Below are 19,973 nucleotides of genomic sequence, written 5' to 3'. Positions count from 1 at the left end.
TCAGCTCCCCTGCAGCTCGGCCTCGAGCGCGGCGGTGAGCCGCTCCTCGAGCTCGGGCGAGCCGATCTTCTGGACGATCTCGGTGAGGAAGCCGCGCACCACGAGCCGGCGCGCCTCGTCTTCGCGGATGCCGCGAGCCATCAGGTAGAACAGCTGCTCGTCGTCGAAGCGGCCGGTCGCGCTCGCGTGGCCGGCCCCTTCGATGTCGCCGGTCTCGATCTCGAGGTTCGGCACGGAGTCGGCACGGGTGCCGTCGGTGAGCACGAGGTTGCGGTTCTGCTCGTAGCTGTCGGTGCCGACCGCGGCGTTGCCGATGAGCACGTCGCCGATCCAGACACTGCGCGCGCCCTCGCCCTGCAGCGCGCCCTTGTAGGTCACGCGGCTGCGGGTGTGCGGTGCGTCGTGGTGCACGAACACCTGCTGCTCGAGGTGCTGGCCGGCGTCGGCGAAGTAGAGGCCGAGCGCCTCGACGTCGGAGCCCTGCTCGGCGAGGTGCGTCGACGGGTTGACCCGCACGACCTTGCCGCCGAGCGAGACGACGATGTGCTTGAGGAACGAGTCGCGGCCGAGCCGCGCGAAGTGGCTCGCGAGGTGCACGGCGTCGTCGTCCCACTCCTGGAGGGACACGACCGTGAGCGATGCGCCCTCGCCGACGATGATCTCGACGTTCTCGCTGAGGCGGGCCGGCCCCGTGCCGCGGAGCACGATGAGGCCGCGGCTGTTCGGGGCCGCCTGGATGACCGTGTGCGCGGCGCGCGGCGACTCGCCGAGCCCGTGGCGGGTGACGACGACGGTCTTCTCGTCCTCGCCGTCGACGTTCACGAGGAGGGCCTCGCCGAAGCTCGACCACGCGTTCGCGGCGGCACGCTCCTCGGGGATCCCGCCGGTGCCGCCGACGCGGGCGTCGTCGCGGGCGATCCACGCGACGTCGACGCCCGCGGCATCCGTGGACTCGACCTCGACGCGCGAGCCGTCGAGCTCACCGCCGGTGAGGTCGGCGAACGCGGCGACGGGCGAGAGCTTCCACTCGTGCTCGCGGCCGGTGACCGGGGCGAAGTCGTCGACGTTCACCGATCGGAAGCGCTCGGAGCGCGTCTGCACGGGCACGAAGGCGCCGTCGGAGTGCGGTCGGAACCCGTGCTGCTCGGCGGTGGGCATGGCTGTGCTCTGCGTTGCGGCGGTCATTCTCTAGCCGACCGATCCTTCCATGCCCATCTCGATGAGCTTGTTGAGTTCCATCGCGTACTCCATGGGGAGCTCGCGCGCGATGGGCTCGATGAAGCCGCGCACGATCATCGCCATGGCCTCGTCTTCGGGGATGCCCCGAGCCATCAGGTAGAAGAGCTGCTCTTCGCTGACCTTCGAGACCGTGGCCTCGTGGCCGAGCACGACGTCGTCGACGCGGATGTCGATCGCCGGGTAGGTGTCGGAGCGGGAGATGGTGTCGACGAGCAGGGCGTCGCAGCGCACCGTGTTCGCCGCGTGGTGGGCGTTCGCGTCGACGCGGACCTCGCCGCGGTAACCCGCGCGACCGCCGCCGCGCGCGATCGACTTCGAGACGATCGACGACTGCGTGTACGGCGCCATGTGGATCATCTTGGCGCCGGCGTCCTGGTGCTGGCCCGGGCCCGCGAAGGCGACCGACAGGGTCTCGCCCTTGGCGTGCTCGCCCATGAGGAAGATCGACGGGTACTTCATCGTGACCTTGGAGCCGATGTTGCCGTCGATCCACTCCATGGTGGCGCCCTCGGCGGCCGTGGCCCGCTTGGTGACGAGGTTGTAGACGTTGTTCGACCAGTTCTGGATCGTCGTGTAGCGCACGCGGGCGTTCTTCTTCACGATGATCTCGACGACTGCCGAGTGCAGCGAGTCCGACTTGTAGATCGGCGCCGTGCAGCCCTCGATGTAGTGCACATAGGAGCCCTCGTCGGCGATGATGAGCGTGCGCTCGAACTGGCCCATGTTCTCGGTGTTGATGCGGAAGTAGGCCTGCAGCGGGATCTCGACGTGCACGCCCTTCGGCACGTAGACGAACGAGCCGCCCGACCAGACCGCGGTGTTGAGCGCGGCGAACTTGTTGTCGCCGGCCGGGATCACCGTGCCGAAGTACTCCTCGAAGAACTCGGGGTGCTCCCGCAGCGCCGTGTCGGTGTCCATGAAGATGACGCCCTGGCGCTCGAGCTCCTCGTTGATCTGGTGGTAGACCACCTCGGACTCGTACTGCGCGGCGACGCCGGCGACGAGGCGCTGGCGCTCGGCCTCGGGGATGCCGAGGCGCTCGTAGGTGTTCTTGATGTCGTCGGGCAGGTCTTCCCAGGTCTGGGCCTGCTTCTCGGTGGAGCGGACGAAGTACTTGATGTTGTCGAAGTCGATCTCCGAGAGATCGGCGCCCCAGGTGGGCATCGGCTTGCGCTCGAAGAGCTGCAGCGCGCGCTGGCGGCGCTGGAGCATCCATTCGGGCTCCTCTTTCAGCCGCGAGATGTCGGCGACGACCTCGGGCGAGATGCCGCGTCGGGCCGATGCGCCGGCGACATCGGAGTCGGCCCAGCCGAACTCGTACGTGCCGAGCCCTTCCAGTTCGGGGCGGTCGATCAGTACGTCCGTCATGCTCTCCCTCTTCTCCTCCCGTGCGACCGGCTATCAGTCCGGCTCATGCCCCCTCGCGGGTCGAGGTGCTCGACGGGAGGGCGATGATGTGCGGGTGGCTCCAGTGCGAACCTAAGATGGTTGGCAACCCGTATCGCGCGTTGGCGCGCCTCGCGGGATCTCCAACCCCTCAAGTCTATAGGGTCGCACTCCCGGCTGGTCCGATCTCCCAGTGCCGTCACAGTCCGACCCGGATCAGGACCCTTCAGCGTGAATCGCTTCGCCCAGTGGCTGCCCGATCGCGTCGACACGCGCATCCGCGTGTTCGCGTGGCTCTCGTTCGCGGTGCAGACGATCATCATCGGCACGGGCGGCGCGGTGCGCCTCACGGGTTCGGGGCTCGGATGCCCAACCTGGCCGACCTGCACGGCCGACTCGCTCGTGCCCACCGAGGAGCTCAGCTACCACTCGCTCATCGAGTTCGGGAACCGCATGATGACGGGCGTCGTCGGCATCGTCGCGCTCGTGCTCTTCGTGCTCGTGTGGCGCATCCGCCGCGAGCGGCGCGACCTGTTCACGCTCGCGTTCATCGTGGGCGCCGGCGTCGTCGCGCAGGCGATCGTCGGCGGCATCACCGTGTGGACGGGGCTCAACCCGTTCATCGTCGGCTTCCACTACGTGTCGTCGCTCCTGCTCGTGTGCGTGTGCGCCGCGTTCATCGTGCGCATGGACGCGATCGCCGGTCCCCGTGAGCTCGCCGTGCCCGGCTGGTACGCCGGCCTCACGCACGCCACGACCGCCGTGCTCGCCCTCACGATCGTGTTCGGCATCCTCACGACGGGCGCGGGCCCGCACTCCGGGGATGCCGCGGCCGGCCGCAACGGCTTCGAGGCCGAGCTCCTCGAGCACGTGCACGCGTGGCCGGGCTACGCCCTGCTCGCCCTGACCGTCGCGCTGGTCGTCGGCGCCTGGCGCCTGCGCCTGCCGACGCTCCGCTGGACGATCGTGCTCCTCGCCGCCGAGCTCGTGCAGATCGCCATCGGCCTCTACCAGGCCCGCAACGGGCTCCCGCCGCTCGCAGTCGGCGTGCACATGGTGCTCGCCGCGCTCACCGCCGCCGCGATGACGGTGGTGGTGCTGCGGCTCAAGCGCACCGCTCCGGCCGACCGGCCGGTGGAGGCATCCGTCGGCGCATGATCGTCGAGCATCGCGGCCGCACGCCGCGCATCGATCCCGGGGCCACGATCGCGCCCGGGGCGATCGTGTCTGGCGACGTGGTGGTCGAGGCCGGCGCACGCATCCTGCACGGCGCGGTGCTCACCGCCGAGGACGGCGAGGTGCGCATCGGCCGTGAGGCCGTGGTCCTCGAGCACGCCGTCATCCGCGGTCGCGCGGGGCATCCGGCGGTCATCGGCGACCACGTCATGGTCGGCCCGCACGCGCACGTCAACGGCGCCACGGTCGGCGACCGGGCGTTCATCGCGACGGGCGCGTCGCTGTTCCCCGGCGCGGTCGTCGGCGAGGACGCCGAGGTGCGCATCAACGGCGTCGTGCAGGTGAACACGACGCTCGAGCCGGGCGCGGTGGTGCCCATCGGCTGGGTGGCGGTCGGCTCCCCCGCGCAGATCCTGTCGCCCGACCGGCACGAGGAGATCTGGGCGATCCAGCAGGCGCTCGACTTCCCGGGCACGGTCTACGGCGTCGACCGCGCCGTCGGCATGGACGAGCTGATGCGCCGCCAGTCGGCGTTCTACGCGGCCCACGATGGCGATCGCGAACTCGATTAGGCGGCCGGGCCCGCGCCGTCCGCGACGCGATGCACCAGGCGGGCGAGCTCCACGCGGTTCGCCGTGCCGGTCTTCGCGAGCAGGTGCGACACATGCGTGCTCACGGTCTTCTCGCTGATCATGAGCGTCCGGGCGATCTCGCCGTAGGTGCGCCCGACCGCGATGAGGTCGAGCACGTCCCGCTCGCGTTCGGTCAGGCCGGGCAGCGCCGCCGGTGCAACGGATGCCGCGCCGGCCGGCTCCTCGATCGGAACCCGTGCACGGGCGGCGAGGTCGAGCAGCTCGCCCTCGACCGGCCTCGCGCCCAGCCGGCGTGCGAGCGCGAGCCCGGTGCGGAGCATCTCGGCGCCCGCCTGCCGGTCGTGGCCTCGGCCGAGCAGTGCCTCGGCGGCGCGCCAGCGCGCGTAGGCCTCCTCCCATGGGAGATGCGCATCGGCGCATGCCTCGACCGTCTCCGTCCAGCAGAACGCTGCGGCGGCATCCGCTCGCGCGCGAGCGCGCTCGGCGACGTACATGCGGTCGAGCGCGTCGACCTGGTGTCGCATGAGCTCCGTCCACGTTCCCGAGTCCTCGATGATGTGGGGGAAGCGCTCGACGAGGGCGTCGAGGGTAGCGAGTATCGCATCCGTCGGTTCACCGCCGTCCCTCGCCGCTTGCGCCCGGTCGGCGAGTGCCCTGGCCGCGAACGGCAGCAGCCACTCCGCCATGGTCGGCGGGACCCCGCGATCGACGGCGCCCTCGAGAGCGGCGTCGTAGGCGGCGACGGGGTCGCCCGCGCCGAGCCGGACCTCGGCACGGACCGCGTCGTACTCGACGGCGAGGAACGCCGACCCGTCCACGACGAGTTCCTCGACCCGCAGCAGGTGTCCCTCGGCCTCCCGCTGTCGCCCCTGGAGCAGGGCGAGCCGGGCTGCCGCGAGACGGGCTTCGAGATCACCCAGCGGCCCGGGATCGGAGCCCAGCGCCACCCGGAGTCGTTCGTCGGCCTCGTGCCAGCCGCCCACGGTCAACCATGAGCTGGCCTCTGCAGCAGAGAGCCACGCGATGTACGCGTGCGGACCGCCGTGCGCCTCCAGTTCGAGTCGGCGGTCCCGCATGCGGAGTGCGAAGGCCTCGCTCGCCCAGGTCTCGATGGCGTTCGCCTCCCACATCGACGCGTGCACGAACGCCCACCATGCGCGCGCCTCGAGGGCGGGCGCCTGGGCCGCGTGCCCGAGCTCGGCCGCGACGGCCGTCTCCTCCGCGAAGTTCGCCGCCATCGAACCGGCCGAGAGCGCGAGTGACAACGCCTGTGGGTCTCCCGCCGCGCGGGCCACGTCGATCGCCGTGCGTGCGTGTGCGAGAGCCGCCGGGTCGCCTGCCCAGAGTTCCGCGTGCGCCAGCTCTGCGAGCGCGATCGCGTACTCGCGACTCGACGTGTCGGCCGACGCGAGCCCGACGGCCTCACGCATCTCGTCGACCTCGATGAAGGACCGTCCGCGCATGAACCGCAGGTGCATGCGCCGGACGCGGAGCTCGGCCGCGACGAGCGGCTCGGCCCGTTCGTCCACCCGGGCCAGCAGGGCCTCGACGGCGTCGAGCTCGTCGCCGGTGGCGCCGGCATCGGCCGCCGCGTGCCGGAGCCGTCGGAGCAGGTCGTCGAGCGACGGCGTGACGTCGTCGAGGTCCTCGCGCAGGCTCACCGCGCGCCGGAGCAGCCGGAGTTCCTCCGCGCGACCGGCGGCATCGCCCGCCGCCGCGGCGGCGCGCAGGGTCCACTCGAAGGCGGCCCGGGTCTCGCCGGCGCGGTACCGATGGTCGGCGATGGCGATCACCGACGCAGCAGGAGCCGGATCCGCGAGTCGTGCCTCCAGGAGCTTCGCGAACCGACGATGCCATTCGCGCCGTTCGTCCTCTCCGAGCGAGGCTTCGAGCACCTCGGCGTTCATGGGGTGGTGGAACCAGTACGCGCCGCCGTCGAGCAGGTCGAGCGTTCCCAGGTCGACTGCTTCGGTGAGGCGGGCGCGGATCGCGTCCACCGACACGTGAGCATCGACCACCTCGGCGAGCTCGCTCGCGTGCATCGCGACGCCGCCCACGGCCAGCACCGTGGCGAGCCGGCGCGTCTCGGGTGTCAAGCGGAACCATGCCTGCAGCACCGCCGAACTGAGGTCCGCGGGGAACGTCTCGGGCGCGGCCCGCGCATCCGCGGGCAGCCCGGTGACCATGAGGCGGGTGAAGTAGGGGTTGCCTCGGGTGCGACCGTGCACGTCGTCGATGAGCGACTGGTGCGGAACCGCGCCGAGCAGCGCCTGCAGCTGTTGGGCGGTGCCCACACGGTCGAGGGGGTCGAGTACGAGCTCGGACATGCGGGGCAGTCGCCGGATGTCCGCGAGCCAGCGCTGCAGCGGATGCCCCAGGCCCACCTCGCCGGCGCGGAGCGTGGCGATCACGCTCAGCCGGCGTCGTGCAGGGCCTGCGATGACGTACATGAGGGCATCGAGCGTCGACTGGTCGGCCCACTGCACGTCGTCGACGACGAGCACGACCGGACGTTCCCGGCATCGCCGGCCCAGCCAGTCGTCGAAGCGCAACGTGAGATCGCGGTCGTCGCCGTCGAGCTCGACCCCGCCCCCGTCGTCATCCTCGTCCATCGCGCGCAGCGCGGCGCGGATCGGCATCAGCGGAATCGACATCGACGTGAGGGGCAAGCACGCCCCGAAGATCGTCAGCGCCCGACGGCCGTTCGAGCAGGCATGCGCCACCAGCGCCGTCTTCCCCACGCCGGCGTCGCCGGAGACGACGAGAGCCTGCGCCTCCTCGGCGGCGGATCGGTCGAGGAGCCCCCTGATGGTCCCGAGTTCACGCTCGCGCCCGACGAACACCGGCGACGACGGCTCGGGTGGCATGGCCACCACCCCAGTCTGGCACCGCTGCGCGCGCAGATCTCAGGATGTTCCGCCCCCATCTCAGGGGTCGCACCCGATTCGGCGTACCCGTCGGGGGCGGAGCGTGGTGCCGTCCGATTCCCTGAAAGGCAACGATCATGTCCACTGCACGCACCGTCGGCGCATCCCTCTTCATCGCCGCGTTCCTCACGACGGCCATCGCCGCCCCCGCATCCGCCCGCCCCGAGGCGGCGCCCGACGCTCCACCCACGCAGTCGCACGGGTTCGGTCAGTGCCCGCTGCAGCGCATCGACGACCAGTTCGTCCGCTGCGACGACCTGACCGGTGCCGGCGTGAGGGCCCCGTCCTGGATCCCCGAGCAGCACGCACGCTTCTTCTGAGGAGCACGCATCTTCTGACGGGTGCGCCGGACGTCGACCGGCGCACCCGTCCCATGTCGGCGCGACGCCGCACTGCGAGGCGGTGGCGCGCATCCGACGGCGGTGCGCCGGGTCAGGGACGGCGCACCGTCCCTGAAGCTCAGAACGGCAGCAGCGGGTCGATCCCGATCGCGAGGAACAGCAGCGAGAGGTACGCGATCGAGCCGTGGAACACGCGCATCGGCGAGACCTGCTCATGGCGGATCGCGAGGTTGTAGAGGCGGTGCGTCTCGTAGATGAACCAGATGCCGGTCACCACGGCGACCGTCGAGTAGACAAGGCCCATGCCCGCGACGGGGATGAGCAGCAGCGAGCACGCCACGGTCGCCCACGCGTAGAGGATCACCTGCAGGCCGACCTGGGCCCGGCCGCGCACGACGGCGAGCATCGGCACGCCGGCGGCGGCGTAGTCGTCCTTGTACTTCATCGAGAGCGGCCAGTAGTGCGGCGGCGTCCAGAGGAAGATGATGAGGAACAGGATGAACGGGGTCCAGCTCAGGCTGCCGGTGACCGCCGCCCAGCCGATGAGCACGGGCATGCAGCCCGCGACACCGCCCCAGACGATGTTCTGCGACGTGCGGCGCTTGAGGATGAGGCTGTAGAAGACGACGTAGAGCAGGATCGCGGCGAGCGAGAGCAGCGCGGCGAGCCAGTTGGTGAAGACCCAGAGCCAGACGATGGATGCCGCGCCGAGCCCGTAGGCGAAGACGAGCGCCTCGCGGTCGGTGAGCTCGCCGGTGACGAGCGGGCGGCCGCGCGTGCGCCGCATCACGCGGTCGATGTCGCGGTCGATGTAGCAGTTGAACGCCCCGGCCGAGCCGGCGCTCATCGCACCGCCGATGAGGGTGGCCACGAGCAGCCAGAGGTTCGGGAGCCCGTTCTGGGCGAGGATCATAGTGGGTGCGGTGACCACGAGCAGCAGCTCGATGACACGCGGCTTGGTGAGGGCGAGGTACGCGGCGAGCTTCCGCCGTACCGTCATCGCCGGACGCGACTCGCGTGTGTGTACGGCTGCTGCCTGCATCGTTCCTCTTCTGGGCGCGGGTGTCTCGGCCACTCCCCGCGCGGCCTCCATCGATTCTAGGACATGCCCGCGCGGGGGTTAGGGGAATGCGCTTTCCCCCTCACATCACGCGGAGTCGCGTGTGAGTCACAGCCCGTCACACTGGGCCCGGAATCCATATACTGAGGAATGCGCGCCCGGCTTCGCGGGTTCGACCGAGAGGGCGTCTCGCCGCCGGTCGGATCCGTCGCCCGGGCGGAACCGCGCCGCAACGTCCTCGGCGGGTCGGGGCCGGTCGGTTCCCGACGCCGTCACGATCGGAAGGAACATCACCTCGTGGCAACTCTGCAGTGGGAACCCATCGACGATCGCGCGGTCGACACGGCGCGCGTCCTCGCGGCCGACGCCGTCGAGAAGGTCGGGAACGGGCACCCCGGCACCGCGATGAGCCTGGCCCCCGCGGCCTACCTCCTCTTCCAGAAGGTCATGCGTCGCGACCCGGCCGACCACAGGTGGCTCGGCCGCGACCGCTTCATCCTCTCGGCGGGCCACAGCTCGCTCACGCAGTACGTGCAGCTGTACCTCGCGGGCGACGGCCTCGAGCTCGACGACCTGAAGGCGCTGCGCACGTGGGGCTCCAAGACCCCGGGCCACCCCGAGTACGGCCACACCGACGGCGTCGAGATCACGACCGGTCCGCTCGGCCAGGGCCTCTCCTCCGCGGTCGGGTTCGCCTACGCGTCCCGCTACGAGCGCGGCCTGTTCGACCCCGATGCCGCGCCGGGCACGAGCCCGTTCGACCACTTCGTCTACGTGGTCGCCGGCGACGGCGACCTGCAGGAGGGCGTGACGAGCGAGGCATCCTCGCTCGCCGGCCACCAGCAGCTGGGCAACCTCGTCGTGATCTACGACTCGAACCAGATCTCGATCGAGGACGACACGAACATCGCCTTCACCGAGGACGTCGCCAAGCGCTACGAGGCGTACGGCTGGCACGTGCAGACCGTCGACTGGAAGAGGGCCGGCAAGTACGTCGAGGACGTCGCCGAGCTGCACCGCGCGATCGAGGCCGCCCAGGGCGAGACCTCGAAGCCCTCGATCATCATCCTGAAGACCATCATCGGCTGGCCGAGCCCCGGCAAGCAGAACACCGGCAAGATCCACGGCTCGGCGCTCGGCGCGGCCGAGCTCGCCGCCACGAAGGAGGTGCTCGGCTTCGACCCCGAGCAGACCTTCGTCGTCGCCGAGGACGTCATCGAGCACACGCGTGAAGCGCGCGAGCGCGGCGCCGTCGCGCACGCCGAGTGGCAGGTCGGGTTCGACGCCTGGGCCGAGGCGAACCCCGAGCGCAAGGCGCTCCTCGACCGCCTCGAGGCGGGCGACCTGCCCGATGGCCTCGAGTCCGTGCTGCCGGCGTTCGAGGGCGGCACCGAGCTGTCCACCCGCGCGGCATCCGGCAAGGTCATCAACGCCCTCGCGGGCGAGCTGCCCGAGTTCTGGGGCGGCTCGGCCGACCTCGCGGAGTCGAACCTCACGACCATCAACGACGCCGCCTCGTTCATCCCGACCGAGTGGTCGACGCACGAGTTCGCCGGCAACCCCTACGGCCGCGTGCTGCACTTCGGCATCCGCGAGCACGCCATGGCCGCCATCGTCAACGGCATCGTGCTGCACGGCCCGACGCGCCCGTTCGGCGGCACGTTCCTGATCTTCAGCGACTACATGCGCCCCGCGGTGCGTCTCGCCGCGCTCATGCACGTGCCGTCGATCTTCGTCTGGACCCACGACTCGGTCGCCCTCGGCGAGGACGGCCCCACGCACCAGCCGATCGAGCAGCTCGCGACGCTCCGCGCCATCCCGAACTTCACGGTCGTGCGGCCCGCCGACGCGAACGAGGTCGCGGTCGCCTGGCTCGAGGTCCTGAAGCGTCGCGGCGGCCCCGTCGGCCTCGCGCTGACCCGCCAGAACATCCCCGTGTTCGAGCGCGGCGACGGCGCGGCATCCGGTGACACGCTCGCCTCGGCCGAGGGCCTCGTGAAGGGCGCCTACGTGCTCGCCGAGGCGCCGTCGGGCGAACCCGACGTGATCCTCATCGCCACGGGCTCCGAGGTGCAGCTCGCCGTCGCTGCGCGCGAGCGCCTCGCCGAGGAGGGCATCCAGGCGCGCGTCGTCTCGGCGCCGAGCCTCGAGTGGTTCGAGGAGCAGGACGCCGAGTACCGCGAGTCCGTGCTGCCGTCGTCGGTCACCGCACGCGTCTCCGTCGAGGCGGGCATCGCCCTCACGTGGCGTCCGTACGTCGGCGACCGCGGCCGGAGCGTCTCGATCGAGCACTTCGGCGCCTCCGCCGACTACAAGACCCTGTTCCGCGAGTTCGGCATCACCACCGATGCCGTCGTCGCCGCCGCCAAGGAAACGCTCGCCGCCTGACGGGCGAGAAGGAGAATCACCGACATGGCCACGCAGACCCAGTCCACCCAGTCCCCCACCGAGGCCCTCTCGCAGGCCGGCGTCAGCATCTGGCTCGACGACCTCTCGCGCGAGCGCATCACCTCGGGCGGCCTCGCGCGCCTGATCGCCGACCGCAACGTCGTGGGCGTCACCACCAACCCGACGATCTTCGCCGGCGCGCTCTCGAAGGGCGACGCCTACACCGAGCAGCTGCACGCACTCGCGGAGGCCGGCGCCGACCTCGACGCGGCCGTGTTCGAGACCACGACCGACGACGTGCGCGACGCGGCCGACATCCTGCGTCCCGTCTACGACGCCACCGGCGGCTACGACGGCCGAGTGTCGATCGAGGTCGCGCCCGACCTCGCGCACGACACGACGGCGACCATCGAGCAGGCGCACGCGCTCTGGGAGAAGGTGGACCGGCCGAACGTGATGATCAAGATCCCGGCGACCGTCGAGGGCCTGGACGCGATCACCGCGGCGATCGGCGCGGGCATCAGCGTGAACGTCACCCTGATCTTCAGCCTCGATCGGTACCGCGAGGTCATCGACGCGTACCTCGCCGGGCTCGAACAGGCGAAGGCGGCGGGCCTCGACCTGTCCACGATCCACTCGGTCGCGTCGTTCTTCGTGTCCCGGGTGGACACCGAGATCGACAAGCGCCTGGCCGCGATCGGCACCGATGAAGCCCTCGCGCTGAAGAGCAAGGCCGGCGTCGCGAACGCGCAGCTCGCCTACGAGCTCTACGAGGAGGCGTTCTCGTCCGACCGCGCCGTCGCACTGCTCGCGGCTGGCGCGAACCGGCAGCGCCCCCTGTGGGCGTCGACCGGGGTGAAGGACCCGGCGCTGCCCGACACGCTGTACGTGGTCGAGCTGGTCGCCCAGGGCGTCGTGAACACGATGCCCGAGAAGACCCTCGAGGCCACCTTCGACCACGGCGAGATCCGCGGCGACACGGTGACCGGGTCGTACGCCGAGGCCGGTGCCGTGCTCGATGCGCTCGCTGCGGTCGGTGTCGACTACGACGACGTCACCGCCGTGCTCGAGCGCGAGGGCGTGGAGAAGTTCATCGTGTCCTGGCACGAGCTGCTCGACACCGTCCGCACCGCACTGGAGGCGGCCCGATGAGCTTCCGCATCTCGGTCAGCGGCGCGGCCGCCGACGCCGTCCGCCGCACCGTGCCGGGCCTCGTGTCCGACCTCGTCGCCAGCGGCATCACCGCGCAGGACCCCGAGCTCTGGGGTCCGGCGGCCGAGGAGGAGGCGTCGAAGCGCCTCGGCTGGACCGAGGCGGTCGCCATCTCGCGCCCGCTCGTGCCCGAGATCGAGGCGCTCCGCGAGGAGCTCGAGGCCGACGGCGTCACGCACATCGTGCTGGCGGCCATGGGCGGCTCCTCGCTCGCGCCCGAGGTCATCACGCGCACCGCGCGCGTCGAGCTCACCGTGCTCGACTCGACCGAGCCCGGCCAGGTGCGGGCGGCGCTCGCCGACCGCCTCGCGGAGTCCGCGCTCGTCGTCTCGTCGAAGTCGGGTTCGACCGCCGAGACCGACAGCCAACGACGGGTCTACGAGCAGGCGTTCCGCGACGCCGGCATCGACCCGGCGAAGCGCATCGTCGTCGTGACCGACCCCGGCTCGCCGCTCGACGAGTCGGCGCGGGCCGCCGGCTACCGCGTCTTCAACGCCGACCCGAACGTGGGCGGCCGCTACTCCGCGCTGACCGCCTTCGGCCTCGTGCCCTCCGGCCTCGCGGGCGTCGACATCGCCGAGGTCCTCGACGAGGCCGAGACCATCGAGCTCTCGCTCGCGATCGACAGCCCCGAGAACCCGGGCCTGGTGCTCGGCGCCGCCATCGCGGCCACGGCGCCGCTGCGCGACAAGCTCGCGATCGTGGCCGACGGCACCCACATCGTCGGCTTCGCCGACTGGGCCGAGCAGCTCATCGCCGAGTCCACGGGCAAGGAGGGCACCGGCATCCTGCCCGTCGTGCTCGACGTGAACTCGCCCGAGCTCACCGCCGACCTCCCCGACGTGCAGGTCGTGCGCCTCGTCGACGACGCGGGCGACGAGATCTTCCGCAACGACACCCACGGCGAGATCCGCGTCTCGGGCACGCTCGGTGCGCAGCTGCTCGTCTGGGAGTACGCGACCGCGGTCGCCGGGCGCCTGCTCGGCATCAACCCGTTCGACCAGCCCGACGTGGAGTCGGCGAAGATCGCCGCCCGCGGCCTGCTCGACGCGCGCCCCGAGCCCGCTCCCGCGGCGTTCGTGGCCGACGGCATCGAGGTCCGCGGCACGCCCGAGGTCATCGGCGCGTCGAGCGACCTCGCCTCGGCCATCGAGGTCCTGCTCGAGGAGCTCCCCGCGAACGGCTACCTCTCGGTCCAGGCCTACGTCGACCGCGTCGCGCACCCCGAGGTCGCCCGCATCCGCGACCTCCTCGCGGCGCGCGCCGGACGCCCCGTCACCTTCGGCTGGGGGCCGCGCTTCCTGCACTCGACCGGCCAGTTCCACAAGGGCGGCCCCGCGGTCGGCGTGTTCCTGCAGATCACGGAGCAGCCGGCCGAGGACCTCGAGATCCCCGAGCGACCGTTCACGTTCGGCGAGCTCATCGCCGCGCAGGCGTCCGGTGACGCGAGCGTGCTCGCCGACCACGGCCGCCCGGTGCTCACGCTGACGCTGACGGACCCCGCCGCGAACCTCGCGACGCTGTTCGACGCGGTCGGCTGATCCAGGGAGGATCCGCATTGGCTCCGGCAGAGATCTCCGCGCAGCACAACCCGCTGCGCTCCCCCAAGGACTACCGCCTCAACCGGATCGCCGGCCCCTCGAGCCTCATCATCTTCGGGGTGACCGGCGACCTCTCGCGGAAGAAGCTCATGCCCGCGGTCTACGACCTCGCGAACCGGGGGCTCCTGCCGCCCGGCTTCGCGCTGGTCGGATTCGCACGCCGCGACTGGGCGGACGAGGACTTCGAGCGGGTCGTGCACGACTCGGTGCAGCAGTACGCCCGCACCGAGTTCCGCGAGGACGTGTGGAAGCAGCTCGCCCGCGGCATCCGCTTCGTGCAGGGCGACTTCGACGACGACGCGGCGTTCGACCGACTGCACGCCGTCGTCGAGGAGCTCGACCGCGAACGCGGCACGATGGGCAACCACGCGTTCTACCTGTCGATCCCGCCCAAGTCGTTCCCGCTGGTGACCGAGCAGCTCAAGCGCTCGGGCCTGACGGAGCAGAAGGACGGCCAGTGGCGACGCGTCGTCATCGAGAAGCCATTCGGCAGCGACCTCACGTCAGCGCGCGAGCTGAACGACGTCGTCGCGTCGGTGTTCCCGCCCGACGCGGTGTTCCGGATCGACCACTACCTCGGCAAGGAGACCGTCCAGAACATCCTGGCGCTCCGGTTCGCGAACCAGCTCTACGAACCCATCTGGAACGCGAACTACGTCGACCACGTGCAGATCACCATGGCCGAGGACATCGGCGTGGGCGGTCGCGCCGGGTACTACGACGGCATCGGCGCGGCGCGCGACGTCATCCAGAACCACCTGCTGCAGCTGCTCGCGCTCACCGCCATGGAGGAGCCGATCTCGTTCGACGCCGCCGACCTGCGCGCCGAGAAGGAGAAGATCCTCGCGGCCGTGCGCCTGCCCGACGACCTGGCGACGGGCACGGCCCGCGGCCAGTACTCGGGCGGCTGGCAGGGCGGCGAGAAGGTCGTCGGCTTCCTCGACGAGGAGGGCATGAACCCGCACTCGACGACCGAGACGTACGCAGCCATGAAGCTGCTCATCGGCACCCGCCGGTGGGCGGGCGTGCCGTTCTACCTCCGCGCGGGCAAGCGCCTCGGCCGGCGCGTCACCGAGATCGCGGTCGTCTTCAAGCGCGCGCCCCAGCAGGTGTTCGCCGACAGCCAGACGTCCGAGCTCGGCCAGAACGCCCTCGTGATCCGGGTGCAGCCCGACGAGGGCGTCACCATCCGGTTCGGCTCGAAGGTGCCGGGAGCCGGCATGCAGGTGCGCGACGTCACGATGGACTTCGGCTACGGCCACGCGTTCACCGAGGCGAGCCCCGAGGCCTACGAGCGCCTCATCCTCGACGTGCTGCTCGGCGACCCGCCCCTCTTCCCGCGCCAGGAGGAGGTCGAGCTCTCGTGGAAGATCCTCGACCCGATCGAGGAGTTCTGGGAAACGCAGGGCCAGCCCGAGCAGTACCGCCCCGGCACCTGGGGACCGAGCTCCGCCGACGAGCTCCTGCACCGCGACGGACGAAGCTGGAGGCGCCCGTGATCGTCGAACTGCCCGACACGACGACGAGCCAGGTCTCCAAGACCCTCGTCAAGATCCGCGAGGAGGGCGGCGTCGTCGCCCTCGGCCGAGTGCTCACCCTCGTCATCGCCACCGCACCCGGCAGCGAGGAGGAGGCGATCGAGGCCGCGAACGACGCGTCACGGGAGCATCCGATGCGCGTCATCGTGGTCTCGAGCGACCCCGAGGAAGCGCCCGACCTGGATGCGCGCCTCGACGCGGAGATCCGCGTGGGCGGCGACGCCGGTGCGAGCGAGGTCATCGTCCTCCGTGCCCACGGCGACGCCGCACGCGATGAGGAGAGCCTCGTCATGGGGCTGCTCCTGCCCGATGCGCCGGTCGTCACGTGGTGGCCCGGCGCGTCGCCAGACGTGCCCGGCCAATCCCCGCTCGGCCGCATCGCCCACCGGCGCATCACGGATGCGTCGACGAAGCCAGACCCGCAGCACGCGCTGCACGCCTGCGCCACGAGCTACACGCCCGGCGACGCCGACTTCGCGTGGACGCGGCTCACGCTCTGGCGCGCACAGCTCGCGGCCGTGCTCGACCAGCCGCCGTACGCGCCGATCACGGCCGTGAAGGTGACGGGGGCGATCGACTCGCCGTCGACCACGCTGCTCGCGGCCTGGCTGCACCTGCAGCTCGACGCGCCGACGACGTACGAGCTCACGCCCGTCGAGGAGGGCTCGCACGGCATCCACGGCGTGGAACTGCAGCGCGATGGGGGCACCGTCGAGCTCGTGCGCGACATCCCCGGTGTCGCCACGCTCAACCAGCCCGGCCAGCCGACGCACCACGTCGCGCTGCCGCGCCGCAACCTCCGCGACTGCCTCGCCGACGAACTCCGCCGCCTCGACCCCGACGAGTTGTACGGTGAAGTGATCACGAGCGGCCTCGCGCTGCTCGGCGACGCGGAGGCCGAAGGAGTCCATGCATGACGAATGAGCGGCGGGTGCTCGTCCACCCCGACAAGGCATCGCTGGCGGGATCCGTGGCCGCACGGTTCATCACCAAGATGCTCGACATCCTCGACGAGCAGGCCGTCGCGCACGTCGTGCTGACCGGCGGGTCCATGGGCTCGGCGGTGCTCGAGGCGGTGGCGTCCTCCCCGGCGCGCACGACCATCGACTGGTCGCGCGTGCACTTCTGGTGGGGCGACGAGCGCTGGGTGCCCGCGGGCGATGCCGATCGCAACGACCTGCAGGCGCAGCAGGCGCTGCTCGACGACCTCGACCTCCCCGACGAGAACGTGCACCCGTTCCCCGCGTCCGACGCCGGCCTCGACCTCGACGAGGCGGCGGCGGCGTATGCGGCGGAGCTGTCGGAGCACGGCGTCGACGGGCTCGCGCACCCGATCTTCGACATCACGTTCCTCGGCGTCGGACCCGACGGCCACATCGCGTCGCTCTTCCCGCACCGCTCGGGCATCCAGGTGACCGACCGCACGGTCATCCCCGTGCGCAACTCCCCCAAGCCGCCGCCCGAGCGTCTCAGTCTCACGCGGCCGGTGATCAACTCGTCGCAGCGCATCTGGATGGTGCTCGCCGGCGCCGACAAGGCCTCGGCGCTCGGTCTCGCCCTCGCGGGCGCGAGTCGCGACGAGGTGCCCGCCGCCGGCATCAAGGGACGCCGACGCACGGTGTTCTTCGTCGACGCCGACGCGGCGGCCGAGGTGCCCGAGTCGCTCATCGCGCGCGACTACTGAACGAGCGGGCGGATGCCGCGAGCACACGCTCCCGAATCCGCATTCGCTCCCCCGAGACACGGAAGGGGCCGGCCATCATGGCCGGCCCCTTCCGCATGTCTGCGGGGTGACGTCACTCCTGCGGAGCGACCTGCCCACGGCGCGCGCGAAGCTGCGTGAGCGCCTCCTCGAGCAGCGCGGCGGCCTCCTCGTCGGTGCGACGCTCCTTCACGTAGGCGAGGTGCGTCTTGTAGGGCTCGAGCTTCGACACCGACGGCGGGTTGTCCTTGTCGCGACCGGCCGGCAGCCCCGTGGAGGGGCTGTCGATGATCTCGGGGATCTCCTCCTCGGGCAGGTTCGCCGCGAAGTACCGCACGGTCTCGTTGCCCTGGGCGTCCCAGTAGCTCACGGCGACGCGGTCGGCGTGGAAGCCGCGATCCTGCTCGCCCATCGGGCCCGCGCCCACGCGCGACCCACGGATGGCGCTGTTGCCTGATGCCATGGCGACTCCCCCGTCAGATTCCGGCGTCGAACTTGGTGATGAGTCCGAGCACGACGATGCACGTCACCCACACGAGTCCGAGGATGACGGTGATCCGATTGAGATTCCGCTCGGCCACGCCGGAGGCGCCGAGGCTGGAGGTGACGCCGCCGCCGAACATGTCGGACAGACCGCCGCCGCGGCCCTTGTGCAGCAGGATGAGCAGCGTCAGCAGGAGGCTCGTGAGCCCGAGCAGCACCTGCAGGACGACCTGGAGAATCTCCACGGTGAACCTTTCCGGGCACGACGCAGGGTGTCGTGCCGACAATCGAGTATAGCCGGACCCGCGACCGGGCCGATGGAACCCGCCGTCAGGCCCCGACGTGCTTCTTGAACCGGGCGATGCTCGAGAACTCGTCGATGTCGAGGCTCGCGCCGCCCACGAGGGCGCCGTCGACGTTCGGCTCGCGCAGGAAGGACGCGATGTTCGCGGCCTTCACCGACCCGCCGTAGAGGATGCGCGTCGCCTGCGCGACGTCGTCGCCGAGCACCTCGGCGATCACCTCGCGCAGGGCGGCGGCGACCTTCTCGGCCTGCTCGGGCGTGGCCGCCTGGCCGGAGCCGATCGCCCAGACCGGCTCGTACGCGACCACCAGGCCCTTGGCGCCGTCGACGCCCTCGAGCGCCGTGCGCAGCTGCGCGACGGGCACCGCGCTGGCCCCGAAGCGCTCCAGGTCTTCGGCGGTCTCGCCGACGCACACGACCGGGACGAGCCCGTGGCGCTGCGCCGCGAGCACCTTCGCGTTGACGATGGCGTCGGTCTCGTGGTGGTACGTGCGCCGCTCGGAGTGGCCGATGATGACGTACGCGCAGTCGAGGGCCGCGAGGAACGCGCCCGACACCTCGCCCGTGTAGGCGCCCGAGTCGTGCGCCGAGAGGTCCTGCGCGCCGTAGGCGAGCGGGAGCGAGTCGGCCGCGATGAGCGTCTGCACCGAGCGGAGGTCGGTGAACGGCGGGAACACGGCCACCTCGGCGTCGGCGTAGTCGTGCTTCGCGTCGGCCAGCGACCATGCGAGCTTCTGCACGAACGCGATCGACTGCAGGTGGTCGAGGTTCATCTTCCAGTTGCCCGCGATGAACGGGGTGCGCTTCACTGCCATCCGAGGACCTCCAGTCCGGGGAGCTTCTTGCCCTCGAGGAACTCGAGGCTCGCGCCTCCGCCCGTCGAGATGTGTCCGAATGCGTCGTCGGCGAAGCCGAGCTGGCGTACTGCGGCCGCGGAGTCGCCGCCGCCCACGACGCTGAGGCCGTCGACCTCGGTGAGCGCCTGCGCGACCACCCGCGTGCCGTCGGCGAAGGGAGCCAGCTCGAACACGCCCATCGGACCGTTCCAGAACACGGTCTTCGAGTTGCGGATCCGCTCGGCGAACGCCGCCGCCGTGTCGGGGCCGATGTCGAGGCCGAGTCCGGATGCCCCGAACGCGGTCTGCTCGATCGCATCGGCCGGTGCGACCTCGTGCGCGGCATCCGCGGCGAAGCGCTCGGCCACGACCACGTCGGTCGGCAGGACGATGTCGACGCCGCGCTCGGCGGCCTCGGCCAGGTAGCCCTGCACCGTCTCGATCTGGTCCTCCTCGAGGAGGCTCGAGCCGACCTTGTGGCCCTGTGCGGCGAGGAACGTGAACAGCATGCCGCCGCCGATGAGCAGCGCGTCGACGCGCGGGAGCAGGTGCGCGATGACGCCGAGCTTGTCGGACACCTTCGAGCCGCCGAGCACCACGGTGTACGGGCGCTCGGGCGACTCCGTGAGGCGGTCGAGCACGTCGAGCTCGGAGGCGATGAGGAGGCCCGCGGCGCTCGGGCGCAGCTCCTCCAGCTCGTAGACGCTCGCCTGCTTGCGGTGCACGACGCCGAAGCCGTCGGAGACGACCGCGTCGGCGAACTCGGCGAGCTGGCCGGCGAACGCCGTGCGCTCGGCCTCGTTCTTCGAGGTCTCCCCCGGGTTGAACCGGAGGTTCTCGAGCACGAGCACCTCGCCGTCGCCGAGCGCCGCGACCTTCGCCGCGGCATCCGTGCCGACCGTGTCGGACGCGAACGCCACGGGCGCGTCGATGAGCTCGTCGAGGCGGGCCGCCACGGGCGCGAGGCTGTACTTCGCGTCGGGCGCCCCGTCAGGGCGACCGAGGTGGGAGACCACGATGACGCGGGCCCCCTGGCCGATGAGGGCCTCGAGGGTGGGCACCGACGCCCGCACGCGGCCGTCGTCCGTGATGACCCCGTCCTGGAGAGGAACGTTGAGGTCGCAACGGACGACGACGCGCTTGCCGGCGAGCGGACCGAGGGAATCGATCGTTCGCAGGGTCACGAT

The 19,973-nt window shown here is 71.2% G+C and carries 17 protein-coding genes; 9 read left to right on the top strand and 8 right to left on the bottom strand.

All coding sequences use genetic code 11. The features are described from left to right. Both sufD and sufB read right to left on the bottom strand, forming a co-directional pair. Entirely contained in the window at positions 1-1,158 is a 1,158-nt protein-coding gene (sufD, locus tag FYC51_RS16955) for a Fe-S cluster assembly protein SufD (RefSeq protein ID WP_148734933.1), read from the bottom strand. A 30-nt stretch (positions 1,159-1,188) separates the two neighbouring features. Continuing rightward, entirely contained in the window at positions 1,189-2,607 is a 1,419-nt protein-coding gene (gene sufB, locus FYC51_RS16950; RefSeq protein ID WP_148734932.1) for a Fe-S cluster assembly protein SufB, read from the bottom strand. Positions 2,608-2,856: 249 nt separating this feature from the next. On the opposite strand from sufB, the gene FYC51_RS16945 reads away from it, so the two are divergent. Both FYC51_RS16945 and FYC51_RS16940 read left to right on the top strand, forming a co-directional pair. Further along, complete coding sequence (locus FYC51_RS16945) at positions 2,857-3,783, top strand: COX15/CtaA family protein (protein WP_148734931.1); 927 nt, start codon at positions 2,857-2,859, stop codon at positions 3,781-3,783. Next, complete coding sequence (locus FYC51_RS16940; protein WP_148734930.1) at positions 3,780-4,373, top strand: gamma carbonic anhydrase family protein; 594 nt, start codon at positions 3,780-3,782, stop codon at positions 4,371-4,373. The genes FYC51_RS16945 and FYC51_RS16940 overlap by 4 nt, the downstream gene beginning before the upstream one ends. On the opposite strand, the gene FYC51_RS16935 is transcribed toward FYC51_RS16940, so the two are convergent. Beyond that, on the bottom strand, positions 4,370-7,261 hold the full coding sequence (locus tag FYC51_RS16935) for a helix-turn-helix transcriptional regulator (RefSeq protein WP_238476482.1): 2,892 nt from the start codon (positions 7,259-7,261) through the stop codon (positions 4,370-4,372). The genes FYC51_RS16940 and FYC51_RS16935 overlap by 4 nt on opposite strands. A 137-nt stretch (positions 7,262-7,398) precedes the next feature. On the opposite strand from FYC51_RS16935, the gene FYC51_RS16930 reads away from it, so the two are divergent. Further along, positions 7,399-7,641: an SDR family oxidoreductase gene (locus tag FYC51_RS16930; RefSeq protein ID WP_148734928.1), complete on the top strand. Its 243-nt coding sequence runs from the start codon at positions 7,399-7,401 to the stop codon at positions 7,639-7,641. A 139-nt stretch (positions 7,642-7,780) separates the two neighbouring features. Here FYC51_RS16930 and FYC51_RS16925 read toward each other — a convergent pair whose 3' ends face one another. Further along, positions 7,781-8,704, bottom strand: a complete 924-nt coding sequence (locus FYC51_RS16925) for a heme o synthase (protein ID WP_148734927.1) — start codon at positions 8,702-8,704, stop codon at positions 7,781-7,783. Positions 8,705-9,019: 315 nt separating this feature from the next. On the opposite strand from FYC51_RS16925, the gene tkt reads away from it, so the two are divergent. Genes tkt through pgl form a run of 6 tightly spaced genes read left to right on the top strand, consistent with a single transcriptional unit; the run spans position 9,020 to position 17,145 of the window. After that, entirely contained in the window at positions 9,020-11,110 is a 2,091-nt protein-coding gene (tkt, locus tag FYC51_RS16920) for a transketolase (protein WP_148734926.1), read from the top strand. 24 nt (positions 11,111-11,134) lie between these two features. Next, the gene (tal, locus tag FYC51_RS16915; RefSeq protein ID WP_148734925.1) at positions 11,135-12,262 is read left to right on the top strand and encodes a transaldolase; all 1,128 of its coding nucleotides are present in this window, start codon (positions 11,135-11,137) and stop codon (positions 12,260-12,262) included. Next, positions 12,259-13,863 (top strand): glucose-6-phosphate isomerase, encoded by a 1,605-nt coding sequence (locus FYC51_RS16910; RefSeq protein ID WP_148734924.1) that lies wholly within the window; start codon positions 12,259-12,261, stop codon positions 13,861-13,863. Before tal ends, FYC51_RS16910 begins: the two co-directional genes overlap by 4 nt. A 17-nt stretch (positions 13,864-13,880) precedes the next feature. Further along, the gene (zwf, locus tag FYC51_RS16905) at positions 13,881-15,422 is read left to right on the top strand and encodes a glucose-6-phosphate dehydrogenase (RefSeq protein ID WP_148734923.1); all 1,542 of its coding nucleotides are present in this window, start codon (positions 13,881-13,883) and stop codon (positions 15,420-15,422) included. Then, positions 15,419-16,378 carry a glucose-6-phosphate dehydrogenase assembly protein OpcA gene (locus tag FYC51_RS16900; RefSeq protein ID WP_148734922.1) on the top strand — a complete coding sequence of 320 codons (960 nt, stop codon included), beginning with the start codon at positions 15,419-15,421 and terminating at the stop codon, positions 16,376-16,378. Before zwf ends, FYC51_RS16900 begins: the two co-directional genes overlap by 4 nt. Beyond that, positions 16,375-17,145 (top strand): 6-phosphogluconolactonase, encoded by a 771-nt coding sequence (pgl, locus tag FYC51_RS16895; protein ID WP_148734921.1) that lies wholly within the window; start codon positions 16,375-16,377, stop codon positions 17,143-17,145. The genes FYC51_RS16900 and pgl overlap by 4 nt, the downstream gene beginning before the upstream one ends. A 112-nt stretch (positions 17,146-17,257) precedes the next feature. On the opposite strand, the gene FYC51_RS16890 is transcribed toward pgl, so the two are convergent. From FYC51_RS16890 to FYC51_RS16875, 4 genes are all read right to left on the bottom strand, one after another. Further along, complete coding sequence (locus FYC51_RS16890) at positions 17,258-17,626, bottom strand: RNA polymerase-binding protein RbpA (protein WP_148734920.1); 369 nt, start codon at positions 17,624-17,626, stop codon at positions 17,258-17,260. Positions 17,627-17,639: 13 nt separating this feature from the next. Continuing rightward, the gene (gene secG, locus FYC51_RS16885) at positions 17,640-17,891 is read right to left on the bottom strand and encodes a preprotein translocase subunit SecG (RefSeq protein WP_108595410.1); all 252 of its coding nucleotides are present in this window, start codon (positions 17,889-17,891) and stop codon (positions 17,640-17,642) included. 85 nt (positions 17,892-17,976) lie between these two features. Beyond that, entirely contained in the window at positions 17,977-18,765 is a 789-nt protein-coding gene (gene tpiA, locus FYC51_RS16880; protein ID WP_148734919.1) for a triose-phosphate isomerase, read from the bottom strand. Then, entirely contained in the window at positions 18,756-19,970 is a 1,215-nt protein-coding gene (locus FYC51_RS16875) for a phosphoglycerate kinase (protein WP_148734918.1), read from the bottom strand. Before FYC51_RS16875 ends, tpiA begins: the two co-directional genes overlap by 10 nt. Between the last annotated feature and the right edge of the window lie 3 nt (positions 19,971-19,973).

This window comes from Agromyces mariniharenae, from assembly GCF_008122505.1.
GTDB classification, from domain to species: domain Bacteria; phylum Actinomycetota; class Actinomycetes; order Actinomycetales; family Microbacteriaceae; genus Agromyces; species Agromyces mariniharenae.
The sequence above is the reverse complement of the archived record's forward strand: the minus strand, read 5'-3'. Positions and strand labels throughout refer to the sequence as shown.